The organism is Flavobacteriales bacterium (genome assembly GCA_016715895.1).
GTDB lineage: Bacteria > Bacteroidota > Bacteroidia > Flavobacteriales_F > PHOS-HE28 > PHOS-HE28.
Genome location: JADJXH010000004.1, coordinates 1,792,522 through 1,809,363, shown reverse-complemented (window position 1 = coordinate 1,809,363; position 16,842 = coordinate 1,792,522). Strand labels below are relative to the sequence as shown.

Genomic DNA, 16,842 nt, shown 5'->3' with positions numbered 1-16,842 from the left:
CCCCCCCCCCCCCCCCCCCCCCCCCCCCCCCGGCGGCCCCCCCCCCCCCCCCCCCCCCCCCGGGGGCCCCCCCCCCCCCCGGCCGGCCCGGGGCGGGCAATAGGCGCCCACCGCCGAAGCCGGCCCACCGTGGTCCACGGCGCAATTCGTTGACATGGGTGCCCTGTTCCCTTCATGCAGGAAGCCAAGCACATGGCCCAGTTCGTGCCTCATCAGCATCAGCGGTCTCACCCGGCCCGGGAACGCCTCCGTGACATAGACGGTCGAACGGATCTCACCCTTTCGGGGCTTGGCCACATACGCCGCATCGGGATAGCCGGGATCCTTGAGCATCGCCACCACGAAATCGAGGTCCCCGATGGGTTCCGCCAGCCGCCGGCCATCATACTCCACGGCATGCTCGAACCGGATGTTGCAAAGGGATTCCCATTCCCGTGCCGCCTTGTGTATCGCTTGCTCCACCGAATCACGTAGCGGACCGTGACCTGCGAAGGTGGGTGCACTGATGCTATAGCGCAGTGTCTTCCCCGGGGGCCATAGCTGCTTCCGTCCCGCATGGATGGGGACCATGATCATTACGGCGGCGCTTCCCTTCCGATCCAGCAGCAGCATGTGCTCGGTGCGCTCCCTCGAGTATACCTCGGCGATGGGTACGGGAAGGATCAGGTCACCTTCAATGACCTGATACCGGCCTTCCGGCAGCCGAAGAGCGGCACTGTCCGATCCTAGCACAGGTTCAAGCTCGACCGTGTTCCGGTCCCACTTCTTCATGTCTGCAGCCCTTGGGGCAAGGTTCAACCCATGCACAGGCTCCTTATGGATATACATGAGCTCGGCTTGCCCCAGGCCAACCATGGGACTGACCATTGAACTGGTCGCGATGGTCATGTATCGGCACAGCTGTTCCATGATCATTGGTCCTTTTTGTCCTTCTCCTTCTCGAACGGGCTCTTGTCGAACCGGAAGGACACCCCGAAGAAGGGGTTGACGGCGAATTGGCGCTCGTGCAATTGGGTGTCATCGAGGCTCTCCTTGACCATATCACCTTCGCTGTACTTACCATTCAACCGGTCCTGCGCGTGCAGCGCGAGCCCCACATGCAGAGCGATGTTATGATGTACGATCAGCCCGCCGCCCAGGGTCAATGTGGGCATTTCGTTGCCCAATCCCAGCCCCGCTGTCAGGCTCCACGCCACGGCTTTCGGTTCGCGCACACGCGGCATCCAATGGACTATCACGGTAGGTGCATAAGTTAATGGTGACCCACTGGTTCGGCGCTTGATGACGAACGAGCTGTCCTGAGCCTGGGTGAAGTAGCGTTCCTCGGGCATGAGCGAACCGACGATGGCATTGAATCCATAGGTGATGACCCACGAGCCCCGCTGTCCTGTGCTGAAGACATAGGTCCACTTGATCTCCTTCTCCTTCCCGTTCGCGTCCGTCCCTTTGCGAACGATGGTGACCGTGATCTCTTCCGCTTCTCCGACCACAAACACACCTGGAATGGCACGTGTGGTGCGCTCAAGCGCCTTTCCCCAAGTACTCGTTGCGAGGGCGACCGTGCAGTTCGCATCGGGGGAAGCGTTGACCTGGGAGACGGCTTTCCGCAGCTCGATCATGCCTTCGGCCACCTTCGCCTCATCCTCCATCCCATCCAAGGCGGCGAACGGAATGGAAAGCAGAGGGCAAACACCACCTCCAGCCGCGAGCGTCATGAACGGAGCGAGATCGATCGGGCTCGGCATCACGTACTTGCGCTCCACGCTCACGGAGTAGCTCTCAGCTGGCATCGCGTCGGCCAGAACGAGATCCAGTTCCGCACCGGGCTTCACTTCCACCTTGATCTCGCCCCCCGAGTTCCGGGCCAGGTGCAGGGTATCCTTGGAGGCAATGGCGTCCTGGACGAAACCAGGGATGAACAGGGCAAATAGCATGGTCCTCATGGCACGGTGTGTTTTGGTCCTGCAAACCACGGTGCCTGGTCCGTGCCCGAACAGGTGGTTTTTCACCTCCCCAACCCCCTGTTTTTCACCTGGTGGAGGTGCGGGTGGTTGGTTTGCTTTGCGGCTCACCAACACCGATCCGCCATGCTTAGCGCGCGCCTCTGTTCACCGGTGATGGCCGCGGCCATCACCGTGTTCCTCACCACCATCATCGGTTGCACCGACCGCGACGCTTCGCCGGGCGATGGTGGTGCTCCGCATCATCCCGAAGGTGACCGAACTGCCGCGACAGACCCGCGGTCGCCTGGGTTCCAGCTGCCCAAGGAGCTCCTCGGCCGCCTCACCGTGCGCGAGAGCCGCAAGTTCATCGAGCCGCGGGTGATCCAATCCGACCTGGCCTGCGCGGAGGCGGAGCTGAACGAGGTGGTCCACTACGGCACCCCTGCCCAACACCAACCCCTATCTCCCCATCCCATCCAGTTCACCCGGCAGAGCTATGAGGAGATCCGCAACGACTTCACCCCCGGCCAATGCGAGCCCGAGCGGTCCGGACTGGCGATCCTGTACGGCTTCGATGCGGAGGCCCATCACGTGGTATGCGCCTTCAGCTTCGTGTGCATGGACCTGGTGAACGACATCGGACCCTACACGATCCCGCAAACCCCGCTCTACACGATCCAGAACAACGCCCTGACGGCCACGACGATGACGCTCGACCAGTGGTGGACCGGTCCCGGACAGGCATTCCAGGAGAACATCGTGGTGGACAGGTACGACAACGACGCGTTCCAGTTCATCTACACGGACGAACGGCCGCACATGGTGTACAAGCTGGAGCAGGTTGATTCGTTGATCGCTGACAATCACCTGGGCGAAGCGGACCGGGTTGAAGTGGTCCTGGTGGCGGAGCCCCAGGCCTGGTCGAAGCTGGACCGCGGCGCGCTCTTCAGCATGAAGACCTGCCTGGTGGCCGTGAACGGGACCGGTCGCCTTATCGGGAATGAATCGAACGGCGGCACCTACGCGATGCGCGGGGCCGATCTGGGCTCCGCCTGCCCTCCGATGTGCGCGGGCATCGCCGTGTTCCAGTCCAAAGGGGTGGATGTGCGCGCCAGCTGCAAGTAGAGCTTCCGCGCGATGTCCACGCTGCTCCTCTCCTCCCTGCTGCTGTCCGTCGCGATGGCCACCGCGCTGGTGGCCTGGTGGCGGGCGCGGGGCCTGGGCGGCGCCTTCCTGCGCTGGAGCGGGGGGCTGATGGTGGTGGCCTTCGCGGTGGAAACGGCCTGCGTGGTGATCCGCACCGCAGGGCACACCAACACCTGGCTCTACAACAGCTTCACGGTGGTGGAGTTCCTGCTGATGCTGCGGCTGGTGGCCTGCCTGCTCCCGCACCGGCGGACGGCGCTGGCCGTGACGGCGGCGCTGGGCCTGCTGGCCATGGGCGCCGCCTACCTGCGCTCGGGCTCCACCGACTTCCTGCTGGGGGAGGGCATCATCCTGCTGGGGGCCATCACCTGCGGCTGGTCTTTGGCCACCCTGTGGAGCGTGGCGCAGCGCGTGGACCGGTCCATCGTCGGCTCGCCCTCCTTCTGGTTCTTCCTGGGCACCCTGGCCTACTTCGGCGGCATCGTGCCCTTCGTGGGCATGATGCGGCTGCTGTACCGCAACGATCCGGAGCTGACCCGTGTGATGTACTGGATCATCATCGTATTGGCCATCGTGCGTTATTTGCTGGCAGCCTTCGCCTTCCATGTGGCACGGCGGCAGGGCGGCTGGGATGAACACCGACCCCGTGCATGAGCTCTTCGTCCCGGTGCTGGTGGCCACCGGCCTGCTGGTGCTGCTTTTCGCCTTTGTGGCCATGCTGCTGGTGGTGAACGCCAACCGCCGCCACCGGCACCGCGCCGAGCTGGCCGAGCTGCACCTGCGGCGTGATGCCGAGCTGCGCCGCGCCGAACGCGAGGCCACCGAGCACACCCTCACCGAGGTGGGCCGCGAGCTGCACGACAACGTGGGCCAGCTGCTCACCGTGGCGCAGGTGGGTCTGTTGGACCATCTGGCCGATGCGGCCAAGGCCCATCCGCGCGTGGCCACCGCGCTGGAGGCCCTGGACCAGGGCATGGAGGAGGTGCGCCGCCTGGGGCGCAGCCTCAACCACGACCACTGGCGCCACCTGCGGCTGGCCCAGGCACTGGAGCTGGAGGCCACCCGCCTGGAACGCCTCGGCAAAGCCCGTGTCCACCTGCGGATCAGCGACCCGATGCACGATCCCCCGGCCGATGCGAAGACGATCCTGTTCCGCGCCTTCCAGGAAGTGGTGGCCAACGCCCTGCGCCACAGCGGCGCCCGCACCCTCACCATCGCACTGGACGGCACACCGCCCACCCTGCAGGTGCATGACGATGGCCGCGGCTTCGATCCCGAGGCGCCCCGCACCGGCAGCGGCCTCGCCAACATCGCCACGCGTTGCCGCCTGGTGGGCTACACCGCCACCCTGCGCACCGCCCCCGGCGCTGGCTGCAGCTGGACCTTCACCCCCGACACCGCCCATGACCCATCCCGTCGTCCTGGTGGATGACCACCATATGGTGCGCGAAGGCCTCGCCGCCACCATCGATGCCTTCGATGAGTACGCCGTGGTGCTGCAGGCCGCCAACGGCCGCGAGCTCATCGACGCGATCGACGGCATCCCCGATCCCGCCATCGCCATCGTGGACCTGCACATGCCGGTGATGGACGGCTACGCCACCATCGCCTGGCTGAAGGCCCACCGACCGGCCGTGCTGCCGCTGGCCCTCACCTTCGACGCCAGCGAAGAGGCCCTGATGCGGGCGATCCGCGCCGGCGCCCGGGGCTTCCTTGGCAAGAACGCGCGCAGTGCCGTGCTGAAGCATGCGCTGGACAGCCTGGTGCGCACCGGTTACTTCCAGACCAGCGAAGCCCGGCTGGAGCTGCTGGACCGCAACGGCGTGCGCTCGCGCACCGAGATGGAGCGCGACGCCATCCTGGCCCAGATCACACCGCGCGAACTGGACCTCCTGCGCCTGGTGTGCTCCGACGAGGAGCTCACCTACGAACAGATCGCCGGCCTCATGAAGCTGTCGGTGCACACGGTGGACAACTACCGCGTGAACCTCTTCGAGAAATTCGGCATCAAGAGCAAGGCGGGCCTGGTGCTCTTCGCCTTCAAATGGCGCATCGTGGAGCCGTGAGGCCGACGCGTTGTACCTGGATCGTGAAGATCTTCTGCGCCGGGGGCGCGTCAGTGCCCCCGATCCTGCTTCCCTTCGCCACACCATCACCCTCCACACCCCCATGACGATGAAGTGTCCTCCGCACCGGCGCGCGGTCCTGCTGTTCGCCGCCTTGTGTGGCCTGACCGCCACCCCTCTGCTGGCCCAGCAGGCCGGCGGCCTTCCCGCCAACGGCTGCGGCTTCGACCACGGCCACCAGGAACTGATGCGCGACGACCGCGGCTACCGGCAGCGTGTGCTCGACTTCAACGAGGCCGCGCGCGTGGCCCCTCCCGGCATCGAACGCGACCTCAACACCTTCAAGGTGCCGGTGGTGGTGCATGTGATGGACATCGGCACGGCGGCCACGGCCGTCACCGACGACCAGATCCGCGCGGGCATCAAGCTCACCAACCAGTACTGGCGCAAGGTGGCCGGATCGGCCGGTGACGGGTCGGGTGTGGACATGGGCATCGAGTTCGTGCTCGCCGTGCGCGATCCGCAGGGCAACTGTACCTCGGGGATCGACCGGGTGGACATGAGCGCCGTGGCGGACTATGTGAACTATGGCGTGGCCTACGACGGAGCGCTGGGCCTGCCGGACGCCGCCCTGAAGGCGACCCGCACCTGGGACCAGACGCAGTACTACAACATCTGGCTGGTGGGCGAGATCGACAACGGCGGACCGGTGGCCGGTTACGCCTACTTCGCGGGCAGCCACGGCTCGGCCATCGACGGCACGGTGATGCTCGCCAGCTACATGCTGAGCAGCGTGCTGGCGCACGAGCTCGGCCACGCCTTCAACCTGTACCACACCTTCGAGGGCGATGCCAACGGCACCACCTGCCCCACCAACGGCACCTGCGCCGCCGATGGCGACCAGGTGTGCGACACGCCGCCGCACATCCGGCCGGCGAGCTGCAACCCCGGGGGCACCAACAGCTGCGACGGCAACTCGTCCAACAGCCTGCACCTGTACAACTACATGAACTACACGCCCTGCGCGGACAACATGTTCACCGCCGGCCAGCGCACCCGGGCCCAGCTGGCCATGACCACCCAGCGCAACTCCTTCCTGGCGGCGAACGGGAACCTGGCCCTGGTGCCGCCCGCGGCGCCGCAGCTCGACTTCATGGCCGGAACCAGCCTGCTGTGCGGCACCGGACAGACCGTGACCCTGGAGGACCGCTCCACCTGCCTGCCGAACACCTATCTGGACGATGCGGAGTTCCCCGGCATCACCTATGCGTGGTCCATCACCAACGGCATCGTCACCTACAATTCCACCGCGCGCCGGCCCACCTTCACGCTGAACAGCACCGGGGTGTACAACGCGACGCTCTCCGTCACCACCACCCTGGGCACGTACGTGCGCACGGAGCACGGTGTGGTGGTGGTGGCCGCCGCGCCCGTGGCCGCCTGCACGCCCACCACCAGCAACGCCTGCAACTGCGCGCAGACCGTGAACAACGTGGTCTTCAACACCATCTCGAACGCGACGAGCACGATCAACAACGTGGCCTACACGGACCTCGCCTGCACGCACAACACGGTGCTGGCCGCCGGAGGCACCTACCCGCTGTCCGTCACCATCCGCGCCGGGGGCAGCGCGGCCCAATCGCTGAACGGCTACATCGACCACAACAACAACGGTGTGTTCGAGGACCCGGCGGAGCTGGTGATCTCCGGCAGCACACCGGCCAACACCACCGCCACCATCAACGCCAACGTCACCATCCCTGGCGGTGCGGTGACCAACACGCTGCTGCGCATGCGCCTCTATGGGGAGGCGGGCACGCTGACGGCCAACGAGCGCAACTGCCTTGCGGCCACCTTCGTGGGCGATGTGGAGGACTACGGGGTGTACATCAGCACCAGCGTGGCCGGGGTGAGCATCGCCGCCGCGCCCGGCACCACCATCACCTACGGCACCCCCGTCACCTTCACCCCCACCCCGGTGAACGGCGGCGCGGCACCCACCTACGCCTGGTTCCGCAACGGCGCGCCCGTGGGCACCGGGGCCACCTACGCGGCGAACGACCTGCTGCCGGGCGAGACGGTCCATTGCGAAATGGCCTCCTCCCTCGCGGGCGTCCTCTCCTCCCCGGCCCTGTCCAACACGCTCGCCATGACGGTGACCGGTCCGCCCCTGAGCGACTTCACCGCGGACCGCACCACCGTATGCGCCGGCGGCACGGTGACCTTCGACGACCTCTCCCTGCTGAGCCCCACGAGCTGGAGCTGGAGCTTCCCGGGCGGAACACCCTCCACCTCCACCGCAGCGAACCCCGTGGTGACCTACACCACCCCGGGCACCTACGCGGTGACCCTCACCGCGTCCAACGTGAACGGCTCCGGCAGCACGATGACGAAGCCGGGATACATCACCGTGTTGGCCGTGCCCACCACGGGATGCACCGTGACGCGCTCACAGGCGCCCGCCGTCGACATCGGCATCTGGAACGTGGCCTTCCACACCATCGACCACGCCACGGCCTGGGACGGCCCGGTGATGAACGACTACAGCTGCACGCAGCTCGCGCAGCTGCAGCCCAACACGAACTATCCGATCGCAGTGACGGTGGGCGCCTTCAACAACCAGTGGGTGCGCGTGTACATCGACTACAACGGCAATGGCGTCTTCACCGACGCGGGGGAGCTGGTGTTCTCGCCGTCCAACGGCGCCGGCGTGCGCAGCGGCAGCTTCACAACGCCCGCGGCGCCCACCACCGGCGTGCTGCGGCGCATGCGCGTGATCACCGACTTCGTGAACACCACGCCGGGCCCCTGCACCAGCCCGGTGCAGTACGGCCAGGTGGAGGAGTATGGCGTGGTCTTCACACCGGCACCCGGAATCGCGGTGGCGCCGCGTGTGCATCTGGAAGGGGCGTACAGCGCCACCACCGGCCTGATGAGCGATGCGTTGCGCAGCAGCGGTCTGGTGCCGCTCGAGGAGCCCTACACCGCGCTCGGCTATGCCTTCACGGGCGGCGGCGGTGAAAGCACCACGGCCCCGGTGCTGGCCGTCACCGGCAGCAACGCCATCGTGGACTGGGTGCTGGTGGAACTGCGCAGCGACGCCAGCCCCACCACCGTGCTGGCCAGCAAGGCCGCCCTGCTGCAGCGCGACGGCGATGTGGTGGGCACGGACGGCACCTCGCCCGTCAGCTTCAGCCAGAGCGCCGGCACGTATCGCATCGCTATCCGCCACCGCAACCACCTGCCCGTAATGACGCTGAACGGCGTGGCCCTCTCGAGCTCGCCCGCCACCGTGGACCTCACCGTGGGCACCACGGCCACCTTCGGCACCGACGCCCGCAAGAGCATCACCGGCACCTTCCCAGCGCTCGTCCTCTGGGCCGGCGATGTCACCTTCAACGGCCAGGTGAAGTACGCCGGTGGCGGCAATGACCGCGATCCCATCCTGGTGCGCATCGGCGGCACGGTGCCCACCAACACCGCCATCGGCTACTACCCCGAGGACGTGAACCTCAACGGCCAGGTGAAATACGCCGGCAGCGCCAACGACCGCGATCCCATCCTGGTGAACATCGGCGGCACGGTGCCCACAGCGGTGCGGAACGCGCAGTTGCCGTAGTGTGGGCGGCCCACCTGAACGCCCGTACCATCGATCAGCGCATCATTGGTTCCAATGTTATGGGCGCGTCAACATCATTGGGATCCTCGATAGGTCGGCTCGCCAGAACGCCTCTAATTTGCATGATGACCGCTCCATGAACACCTCCGCCACTCCCATGCGCATTCGAACCACCCTACTTGCTTTCGCGTTCATCCTCTGCTCGTTGATACCGAAAGGCTACGCGCAGAGCTACAATTTCAGCGGCTTCAACTACCAGGCGGTGGTTCGCGATGCGGGAGGGCAGCCGCTACCGAACCAGGCGGTCGGCCTTCAGTTCCAGATCTACCAAGGACTCCCCACTTTCGTTGGCGGGTATTGGGAAACGCACGACGTGGTCACCGACGCCAATGGGCTCATCCATGTGAAGCTCGGTGGTGGCACACCCGAGGCGTTCTCCGTTCCGCCCACTTTCGCGGAGATCGACTGGGATGCGGGCTATAAGTGGTGCAACATCTTCATGGACATCACGGGAGGTACGAACTATACGTTCGTGGGCCGCAATGACTTCTGGGCCGTGCCCTATGCACTCCGCTCGCTGAAGAGCGACAGTGCCCTCTTCGCGCCAGGCTGGGCGCTCAACGGTGCGGACCTGTCCAATACCAACTCCGGCCACATCGGTCTTGGCACCATTGCTCCCGAAGCGGCCTTGGACGTGCATTCCGGCAATATCCGCGTCACGGGTTCGGGGCTCACCGCGGGCCTTGACCTCACGCCTTTCAGTCCGGGCGGCAACGATCCCGGAGCGCGCGTGCAAGCCACCGATGATGGTGGGTTCGGTGCGCATCTGGACTTCCTTGTCAAACCGATCGGCAACATCACCAACACGCTTGAGAACCGGATGCGGATCGAAAGCAATGGCAACGTGGGCATCGGCACCGCCACGCCCGAGAGCATCCTGCAAGTGGGCTCATACGGGGGTGCGGTGGACCGGTACATCACCGTGGCCTCGCAGGGGGGCAATACCCAGCGCAGCGGCATCAAGCTCCGCCACTTCAATACCAGCTACGGTTACACCGTCGAGAGCGACGAGCGGATCGCTTCGGAAGGCTTCCATATCCTGGAGCACTTCGCGAACCCCGCCGGGACTTCGGTGCTGTACATCCAAAAATTCAGCGGTAACGTGGGCATCGGCACCACCACGCCACAATCCAAGCTCGCGGTGAACGGCAGGATCACCTGCAAGGAAGTGGAAGTATCCCTGGTCGGCTTCCCGGATTATGTCTTCGCAAAGGATTACCGCCTGATGCCACTGGCCGAAGTGTCACAGTACATCGCGATCAATGGCCACTTGCCCAACGTGCCCAGTGCCTGCGAGGTGGAGGAGAACGGACTTGGCCTCGGCGAGTTGAACAAGATCCTGCTGGAGAAGGTGGAAGAACTCACGCTGCACTTGATCGAGAAGGACCAAGAGGTGGACGCACTGCAAAGTGAAATGCGCCAGTTGCGCGGTATGATACTGGAACTCCACGCCAAGTAAGTACACCATGGTGAAGCTGGACATAACGCCCTCTGCACCCAGGGGCTTCCGCGCCTTGGTGGCCGGCACAGCCATATGCGCACTGCTGTCGCATACTTCGTCCTACGCACTCGGACAATCGGTTGACCGCTACTATTACCTGCAGCCTGCCACCGATGATTTCGAAACGGTGCGACAGGAGATGGAGGCCTATTACGCGAACCGGGACAAAGGAAAAGGAACCGGCTACAAACAGTGGAAGCGCTGGGAATACACGCAGCGCAGCCGATTGACCCCGGACGGGAAGATCATCAACTCCAGCCAGAAGAACCTCGAGGAATTCCAGCCTTACCAGGAAATGCTGGAATTGCAGCGAGGCCCATCCTCTGCATTCGGCAACTGGACCTTCATGGGCCCTACTGATGTGGTGAACGGCCAGAGCGGCTACGCACCCGGCCTTGGGCGCATGAACGTGGTGGGCTTCCATCCTACCGATGTGAACACCCTGTACGTGGGTGCTCCCGCAGGTGGCCTTTGGCGCACCACGAACAACGGTCTGTCCTGGACCCCGCTCACCGACGGCTTTCCCAATCTCGGCATTTCCGGCATCGCCGTGGATCCCACCAACGCGAACACCATCTACATCCTTACCGGAGATGGCGATGGGGGTGTGACCCAATCGCTCGGTGTGTACAAGTCCACCAACAACGGGGCCTCCTGGGCGGTTACCGGTCTATCCTGGACCGTGCAGCAGTTCGTACGAGGGTACAAGCTCCTCATTCACCCCACGAACGGGAACATCCTGTTCGCGGCCACCACCCAAGGCATCTACCGCACCCTCAATGGCGGCGGCTCTTGGACCAACGTGGTCGCCGGATCCTTTCAGGACATCGAGTTCAAACCGGGCGATCCCAGCATCGTCTACGCGTCGAGCAATGGGAATTTCCACCGCTCCACGAACACAGGCGGGACATGGACGCAGATCACCGCAGGGATGCCCACCAACGCGAACCGCATCGCCATCGCGGTCTCACCGGCCATGGCTTCCCAGGTGATGCTGCTCTGCGGACCGGCCACGGGTGTTGGCACCTTCAAAGGCGTATACCGATCCACGGATTCCGGCTTGAGCTTCTCCCTGACCTCCTCCACACCGAACATCCTTGGCGGCAGTGAGACAGGGCAGGATGCACTGGACCAGTCGTGGTACGACCTGGCCTTCGTGGCGCATCCCACGTACGCTCCACGGACCATGGCCGGTGGAGTGGACATGTGGGTGTCCTTGAACTATGGGGCCAGCTATTCCAACCATTGCCATTGGGCGATCCCCTTCGGATCGCAACCCGGCACGGACTACGTGCATGCCGACATCCATGATCTGGCGAACAGCCCGCTCAGTGATTTCTTCGTTTACTGTGCGAGCGACGGCGGCTTCTTCTGGAGCCCGGACAATGGCAACAATTGGTACAGCCGGTCCGCGGGCCTCAGTACCACCATGTTCTACCGCATCGCCGATCACGATCCGGACCCCGGACTTTACATCGGGGGCACCCAGGACAATGGCTCGACCAAACTCACCGGCGGCAGTACGATCATGACGCAGATGTGGGGCGGGGATGGAATGGACTGCATCATCCATCCCACGGATCCCATGATAATGGTGTACTCCGCCCAATCCGGAGCGGTCTATCGCTCGACCGACGGTGGTGCCACGTTGTACGGCATCACGCCGCCCGGCGTATCAGGCCCCTGGCTCACACCTTTGTGCATGGACCCCAGTTCGCCTTCCACCCTCTATGGGGGTTGGAACACCCTGTACAAGAGCACGGATGATGGGGCGAACTGGACGAACCTCGGTGTGCCTTGCTCGGACGAGCTGGTGATCTGCCAGAGCGCCCCGGACCGCATCTACTGCTCCAGCGGCAGCACCATCAGCACCAGTGCCAACGGTGGCGCTTCGTTCACCAACATCAGCGCCGGCCTTTCCGGTCAGTTCATCACCGGCATCGCCGTGAACCCGAACTACCAGTGGGAGGTCTTCGTGACCGTCGGCAATTTCACCGCTGGCCAGAAGGTGTACTACTCCTCCAATGCCGGTTCCAGCTGGACCAACATCACCGGTTCCCTGCCCAACATCATTGTGAACTGCATCGGCTATGATGCGAACGTGGGGCTGCCTGATGATCAACTCTATATCGGCACCGATGTCGGGGTGTTCTACCGCGACAACACGCTGGGTGATTGGGTGCCCTTTAACACGAACCTGCCCGCTGTGCGCGTGGAGGATATCGAGTTCAACGAGGCCGACGGCACCATCGCCATCGGCACCTTCGGACGAGGGATCTGGCGCTCGGAACTGTATGGTTGCCTCACGAGCGTAAGCCTTTCCGGCGCGGCTCCCGGGGGCACCACGCTCAACACCGCCGGGAACATCACGTCCACGCAAACCATCACCACCGGTCCGGGGCAGGATGTCACGTACAAAGGCGGGCACACGATCCTGATGTCACCGCCGTTCAAGGTCCACAATGGTTCAACCTTCCATGGAACCATAAACGGCTGCGGACCGGATTGATCCCCTCTGCCCCACCGGGACGAATGCGCGGAACACCGAACCGAAAGCGATACGCCCCCCATGTCAAGCCCTTTCACATCCCTTCTTGTCCGCACTGCGATGTGCGCTTTGGCTTTCTGTTGTGCCAAGCGGCTGTTCCCCCAAACCCTCGTCTCGTCCGGCGGTGGCACCGGCAACATCCCCGGCGGCTCGGCCAGCTGGTCCGTGGGTGAGGCGGTCATCGGCACCGGCACGGTACCCGGAGGCATCATCACACAAGGCTTCCAGCAGCCCAACACGGTGAGAGTGCGCCTGAACGTAGCGGCCCTGTTGCAGGGGCCCTACAACAGCGGCACCGGGCTCATGGACGACGGGCTGCGCAGCAACGGCCTGGTGCCGCTCACCGAACCCTACACCGCACTGGGCTATGGCTTCGTGGACGGGGGCGGCGAGAGTACCACCGTGCCCGTGCTCGCCGTCACGGGCAGCGATGCCATCGTGGATTGGGTGCTGATCGAACTGCGGGATCCGGGCGACCCCACCCTGATCGTCGCCTCGCGCAGTGCGCTCCTGCAACGCGATGGGGACATCGTTGAATTGGACGGGGTATCCCCGGTCGGCATCAGCGCCTCAGCGGGTGACTATCACATCGCCGTGCGCCATCGCAATCACCTGGCGGTGATGAGCGCTTCACCGTACGCGCTGGATGCGGTCCCGAACGTGATCAACTTCAGCCTGGCAGGAACGCCCGCCTTCGGCACGAACGCCCGCAAGAGCATCACCGGCACCTTCCCGGCACTGGTGCTTTGGGCCGGCGATGTCACCTTCAACGGACAGGTGAAGTACGCCGGTGGCGGCAACGACCGTGATCCCATCCTGGTGCGCATCGGCGGCACGGTGCCCACCAACACCGCCAACGGCTACTTCCCCGAGGACGTGAACCTCAACGGCCAGGTGAAGTACGCCGGCAGCGCCAACGACCGCGATCCCATCCTGGTGAACATCGGCGGCACGGTGCCCACGGCGGTGCGGAACGCGCAGTTGCCGTAGTGTGGAGAGAAGGACCCTGTGGAGCACGGGGTCCATTGATCCCTCCAGTAAAGGGATCGCCAGGGGCCAGGACGGGACGTGGGTCCAGGGTGGGTGTCGCATCGCCTTCACGCAACGACCAAAAAGGTGGTGTGCAGAAATACTATCTTCCCTGCCCCAATACCCTGCCCATGCATCGTTCCGCCATCCGTGCGCTGCTGATCAGCATCTTTCTTCTCCCGGCGCTGCACGCCTCGGCTACGACCTATTACTTCAAATACGTGAACGGCAACTGGGCCAGCAACCTCAACTGGGCGCTGGTATCCGGCGGCTCCACCGGGCATGGGCCGCCCACGCAGTACGACGATGTGGTGTTCGATGAAAACTCACAGTTGGGGCCGGGGCTCCAGGTGAACACGAATGGAGGCGTCTGTCATGATCTACGGGTGATGGCCACCGCGCCGTCCTTCCAGTTCTTGAATATTGGCGGACAGTATTGCAGCGGCTCCCTCACGATCCACGGGGACCTCGACATCCAACGACCGGTCACTATCGTGGACGGATCCTCGTACTGTCAGCTGACCATGATCCCTTCCAATGGAGACCAGACCACCATCCGAACCAGCGGCACGGTGCTAGAGAAGGGAATATACATCGGGAATTACAACGGTCCGACTATAGATGCCGATGTGTGGCTCCAGGATGATCTTACCGGGAGCGCCCTCCTCATCGGTGCGGGGATCCGTTTCCATGCACAGGGAAACTCCATTTCTGGTTCACAACCCGTTGGCGGCACCGGGAACATCATTCAGGTGGGGATCGGAGCGGAGCTCGATGCTCAGGGCAGTGATATCCATGGCCCCATGTCGCTCTATCTCAAAAGAAGCAAGGCATGGCTGGACCAGGCCACGCTGCACGGTACTCTGATAACGTTGGAAGGGACCGCCGAGATCTACTTCGGCTCGGCCTTCCTGCTGGCGGATGGCTCGGGTACATGGCCCACTCTCACCATATACTACGAATCCCTTTCATTGGACAACCATTGCAAGGTGCATATGGGCAGTGCCACTGGAATAATTGGTTCCTTGACCGTGTACAACAACGGTACAGGGAACAGCACGTGTATGATCGATCTTGGGACCAGTGTGATCGACTACCGTGGGATCAACCTGTCCGGTGGTCCATGTCCGAACGCCTCGTTCAATGATGGGATATCCACGATCCGGTTGATACCGATGAGTTCTGGACAGAATGGGTTTCAGAACAATATGTTCGTTGATCTGGAGGTGGACCGGGTCGTGGTGGCTTCCGGTATTTCCACCATCTTCAATTTAACGGGCGTGCATTCTGCGGAACTCGTCTTCGAAGCTGGTGCCGATATTATCGTGCCGTTCGGCCAGTCTTGGGTCACCGACCTTCTTATCTCCGAAGGGACCACAACCCTTCCAATAAATGTCCGCTGCCTGAACAGTAGTCTTGGATGGTCCCTCGGCATACCCAATGGTCAGACCTGTATAGACCACGCCACGCTTCAGAACGTCAGGGTTTCAGGCCAAGGTCCCTTCTACGCCGGCGCCAACTCGGTGGATAATGGCGGCAACACCAACTGGATCTTCGCCGCCTGTGCGGCCTGCGCACCGGTGAGCCTGACCGTGACAGGGAGCGATGTGAGCTGCTTCGCTGCGGCAGATGGCCATGTGACCACTGCGGCCAGTTCGCCCAATGCACCGCTCACCTACGCTTGGAACACCGGGGCCACCACCGACTCCATCGGCGGGCTGGGTCCGGGCATGTACTACGTGACCGCCTACGACGCCGTGGGCTGCTGGAAGCGCGACACCGTCTTCCTCACCGAGCCGGACGCCATCCTTCTCACGCTGGACACCGTACTGCCCTCCTGCGGGCAGGCCGATGGACAGGTGCTCGCCACGGTGAACCGCGACCCGCTGAGCACCCAGTACAACTGGAGCAATGGCGCCACCACGGAGGACCTGCCCGCGGTGGGCCAGGGCACCTACACGCTCACCCTCACCGATGCGGACGGTTGCGCGGCCACCGCCACGGCCGTGCTGGTGGACAGCACGTGCTTCGGCGCGCTGAACGTGAAGGTCTTCCTGGAAGGTGCATACGTCACCAGCACCGGTACCATGCGGGACGACCTGCGTGCCAACGCTCTCGTGCCGATCACAGACCCGTACCCGGCCATGGGTCTGTACACATCTCCCGCACCGCACGTGGCCGTGCTCGACCCTGCGGTGCTGGCCGTCACAGGCGATGATGCCATCGTGGACTGGGTGCGTCTGGAGCTCCGCGACCCACTGGACCCGTCTGTGATCAAGGCGGCGAAACATGTGCTGGTGCAGCGCGATGGCGACGTGGTGGACCTGGACGGCGTATCGCCCGTAGGCTTCTTCGGCTCGGTGGGCACGCATCATGTGGTGGTCCGCCATCGCAACCACCTCGCGTGCATGACGCTCGATCCCGTGGCCATGACCAGTGCGCCGGTGAGCGTGGACCTGACGGATGCCGCCACCACCACCTTCGGCACGAACGCCCGCAAGAGCATCACCGGCACCTTCCCGGCGCTGGTCCTCTGGGCCGGCGATGTCACCTTCAACGGCCAGGTGAAGTACGCCGGTGGAAGCAATGACCGGGATCCCATCCTGGTGCGCATCGGCGGCCTGGTGCCGACGGCCACGGCGAACGGATACTACCCGGAGGACGTGAACCTCAACGGCCAGGTGAAGTACGCCGGCAGCGCCAACGACCGCGATCCGATCCTGGTGAACATCGGCGGCACGGTGCCCACGGCCGTAAGGAACGCGCAGTTGCCGTAGGTAGTGCGGCGCACCTGAGCGCCCGGACCGTCGAGCGCGGGATCCGGGCGTTCGGCATTCACTGCGCCACGGGTGGTGAACTCCAGGTGAACCTCTCGTCAAGGCATCCAGTGCGATATCGTACCGACGTGAACGGAACGGTCCGCCTGAAGG

The 16,842-nt window shown here is 64.1% G+C and carries 10 protein-coding genes; 9 read left to right on the top strand and 1 reads right to left on the bottom strand.

Annotated elements, in window-relative coordinates:
* Positions 1–911: 911 nt before the first annotated feature.
* Positions 912–1,934, bottom strand: coding sequence for a hypothetical protein (locus tag IPM49_16410; GenBank protein MBK9276105.1), 1,023 nt, complete (start codon positions 1,932–1,934; stop codon positions 912–914).
* A 153-nt stretch (positions 1,935–2,087) separates the two neighbouring features.
* Here IPM49_16410 and IPM49_16405 point away from each other — a divergent pair, with 153 nt between their 5' ends.
* From IPM49_16405 to IPM49_16365, 9 genes are all read left to right on the top strand, one after another.
* Positions 2,088–3,068 carry a hypothetical protein gene (locus tag IPM49_16405; GenBank protein MBK9276104.1) on the top strand — a complete coding sequence of 327 codons (981 nt, stop codon included), beginning with the start codon at positions 2,088–2,090 and terminating at the stop codon, positions 3,066–3,068.
* Positions 3,069–3,080: 12 nt separating this feature from the next.
* Positions 3,081–3,743, top strand: a complete 663-nt coding sequence (locus IPM49_16400; protein MBK9276103.1) for a hypothetical protein — start codon at positions 3,081–3,083, stop codon at positions 3,741–3,743.
* Positions 3,721–4,521, top strand: coding sequence for a hypothetical protein (locus tag IPM49_16395; GenBank protein ID MBK9276102.1), 801 nt, complete (start codon positions 3,721–3,723; stop codon positions 4,519–4,521). Before IPM49_16400 ends, IPM49_16395 begins: the two co-directional genes overlap by 23 nt.
* Entirely contained in the window at positions 4,493–5,155 is a 663-nt protein-coding gene (locus IPM49_16390) for a response regulator transcription factor (GenBank protein ID MBK9276101.1), read from the top strand. Before IPM49_16395 ends, IPM49_16390 begins: the two co-directional genes overlap by 29 nt.
* A gap of 103 nt (positions 5,156–5,258) precedes the next feature.
* Positions 5,259–8,774 (top strand): PKD domain-containing protein, encoded by a 3,516-nt coding sequence (locus IPM49_16385; GenBank protein MBK9276100.1) that lies wholly within the window; start codon positions 5,259–5,261, stop codon positions 8,772–8,774.
* Positions 8,775–8,931: 157 nt separating this feature from the next.
* Entirely contained in the window at positions 8,932–10,293 is a 1,362-nt protein-coding gene (locus IPM49_16380; GenBank protein ID MBK9276099.1) for an Ig-like domain-containing protein, read from the top strand.
* Between the two features lie 7 nt (positions 10,294–10,300).
* On the top strand, positions 10,301–12,844 hold the full coding sequence (locus IPM49_16375; GenBank protein ID MBK9276098.1) for a hypothetical protein: 2,544 nt from the start codon (positions 10,301–10,303) through the stop codon (positions 12,842–12,844).
* A 99-nt stretch (positions 12,845–12,943) separates the two neighbouring features.
* On the top strand, positions 12,944–13,873 hold the full coding sequence (locus tag IPM49_16370; protein ID MBK9276097.1) for a hypothetical protein: 930 nt from the start codon (positions 12,944–12,946) through the stop codon (positions 13,871–13,873).
* A 170-nt stretch (positions 13,874–14,043) separates the two neighbouring features.
* A complete protein-coding gene (locus tag IPM49_16365) occupies positions 14,044–16,689 on the top strand; it encodes a SprB repeat-containing protein (protein ID MBK9276096.1) in 2,646 nt (881 codons plus the stop codon).
* Positions 16,690–16,842 lie beyond the last annotated feature (153 nt).

Bases quoted from the DNA above. Each gene is read 5' to 3' on its own strand.
- IPM49_16390 (MBK9276101.1), top strand. From the start codon at position 4,493: ATGACCCATCCCGTCGTCCTGGTGGATGACCACCATATGGTGCGCGAA.
- IPM49_16400 (MBK9276103.1), top strand. From the start codon at position 3,081: ATGTCCACGCTGCTCCTCTCCTCCCTGCTGCTGTCCGTCGCGATGGCC.
- IPM49_16375 (MBK9276098.1), top strand. From the start codon at position 10,301: ATGGTGAAGCTGGACATAACGCCCTCTGCACCCAGGGGCTTCCGCGCC.
- IPM49_16410 (MBK9276105.1), bottom strand. From the start codon at position 1,934: ATGCTATTTGCCCTGTTCATCCCTGGTTTCGTCCAGGACGCCATTGCC.
- IPM49_16370 (MBK9276097.1), top strand. From the start codon at position 12,944: ATGTGCGCTTTGGCTTTCTGTTGTGCCAAGCGGCTGTTCCCCCAAACC.
- IPM49_16405 (MBK9276104.1), top strand. From the start codon at position 2,088: ATGCTTAGCGCGCGCCTCTGTTCACCGGTGATGGCCGCGGCCATCACC.
- IPM49_16365 (MBK9276096.1), top strand. From the start codon at position 14,044: ATGCATCGTTCCGCCATCCGTGCGCTGCTGATCAGCATCTTTCTTCTC.
- IPM49_16395 (MBK9276102.1), top strand. From the start codon at position 3,721: ATGAACACCGACCCCGTGCATGAGCTCTTCGTCCCGGTGCTGGTGGCC.
- IPM49_16385 (MBK9276100.1), top strand. From the start codon at position 5,259: ATGACGATGAAGTGTCCTCCGCACCGGCGCGCGGTCCTGCTGTTCGCC.
- IPM49_16380 (MBK9276099.1), top strand. From the start codon at position 8,932: ATGCGCATTCGAACCACCCTACTTGCTTTCGCGTTCATCCTCTGCTCG.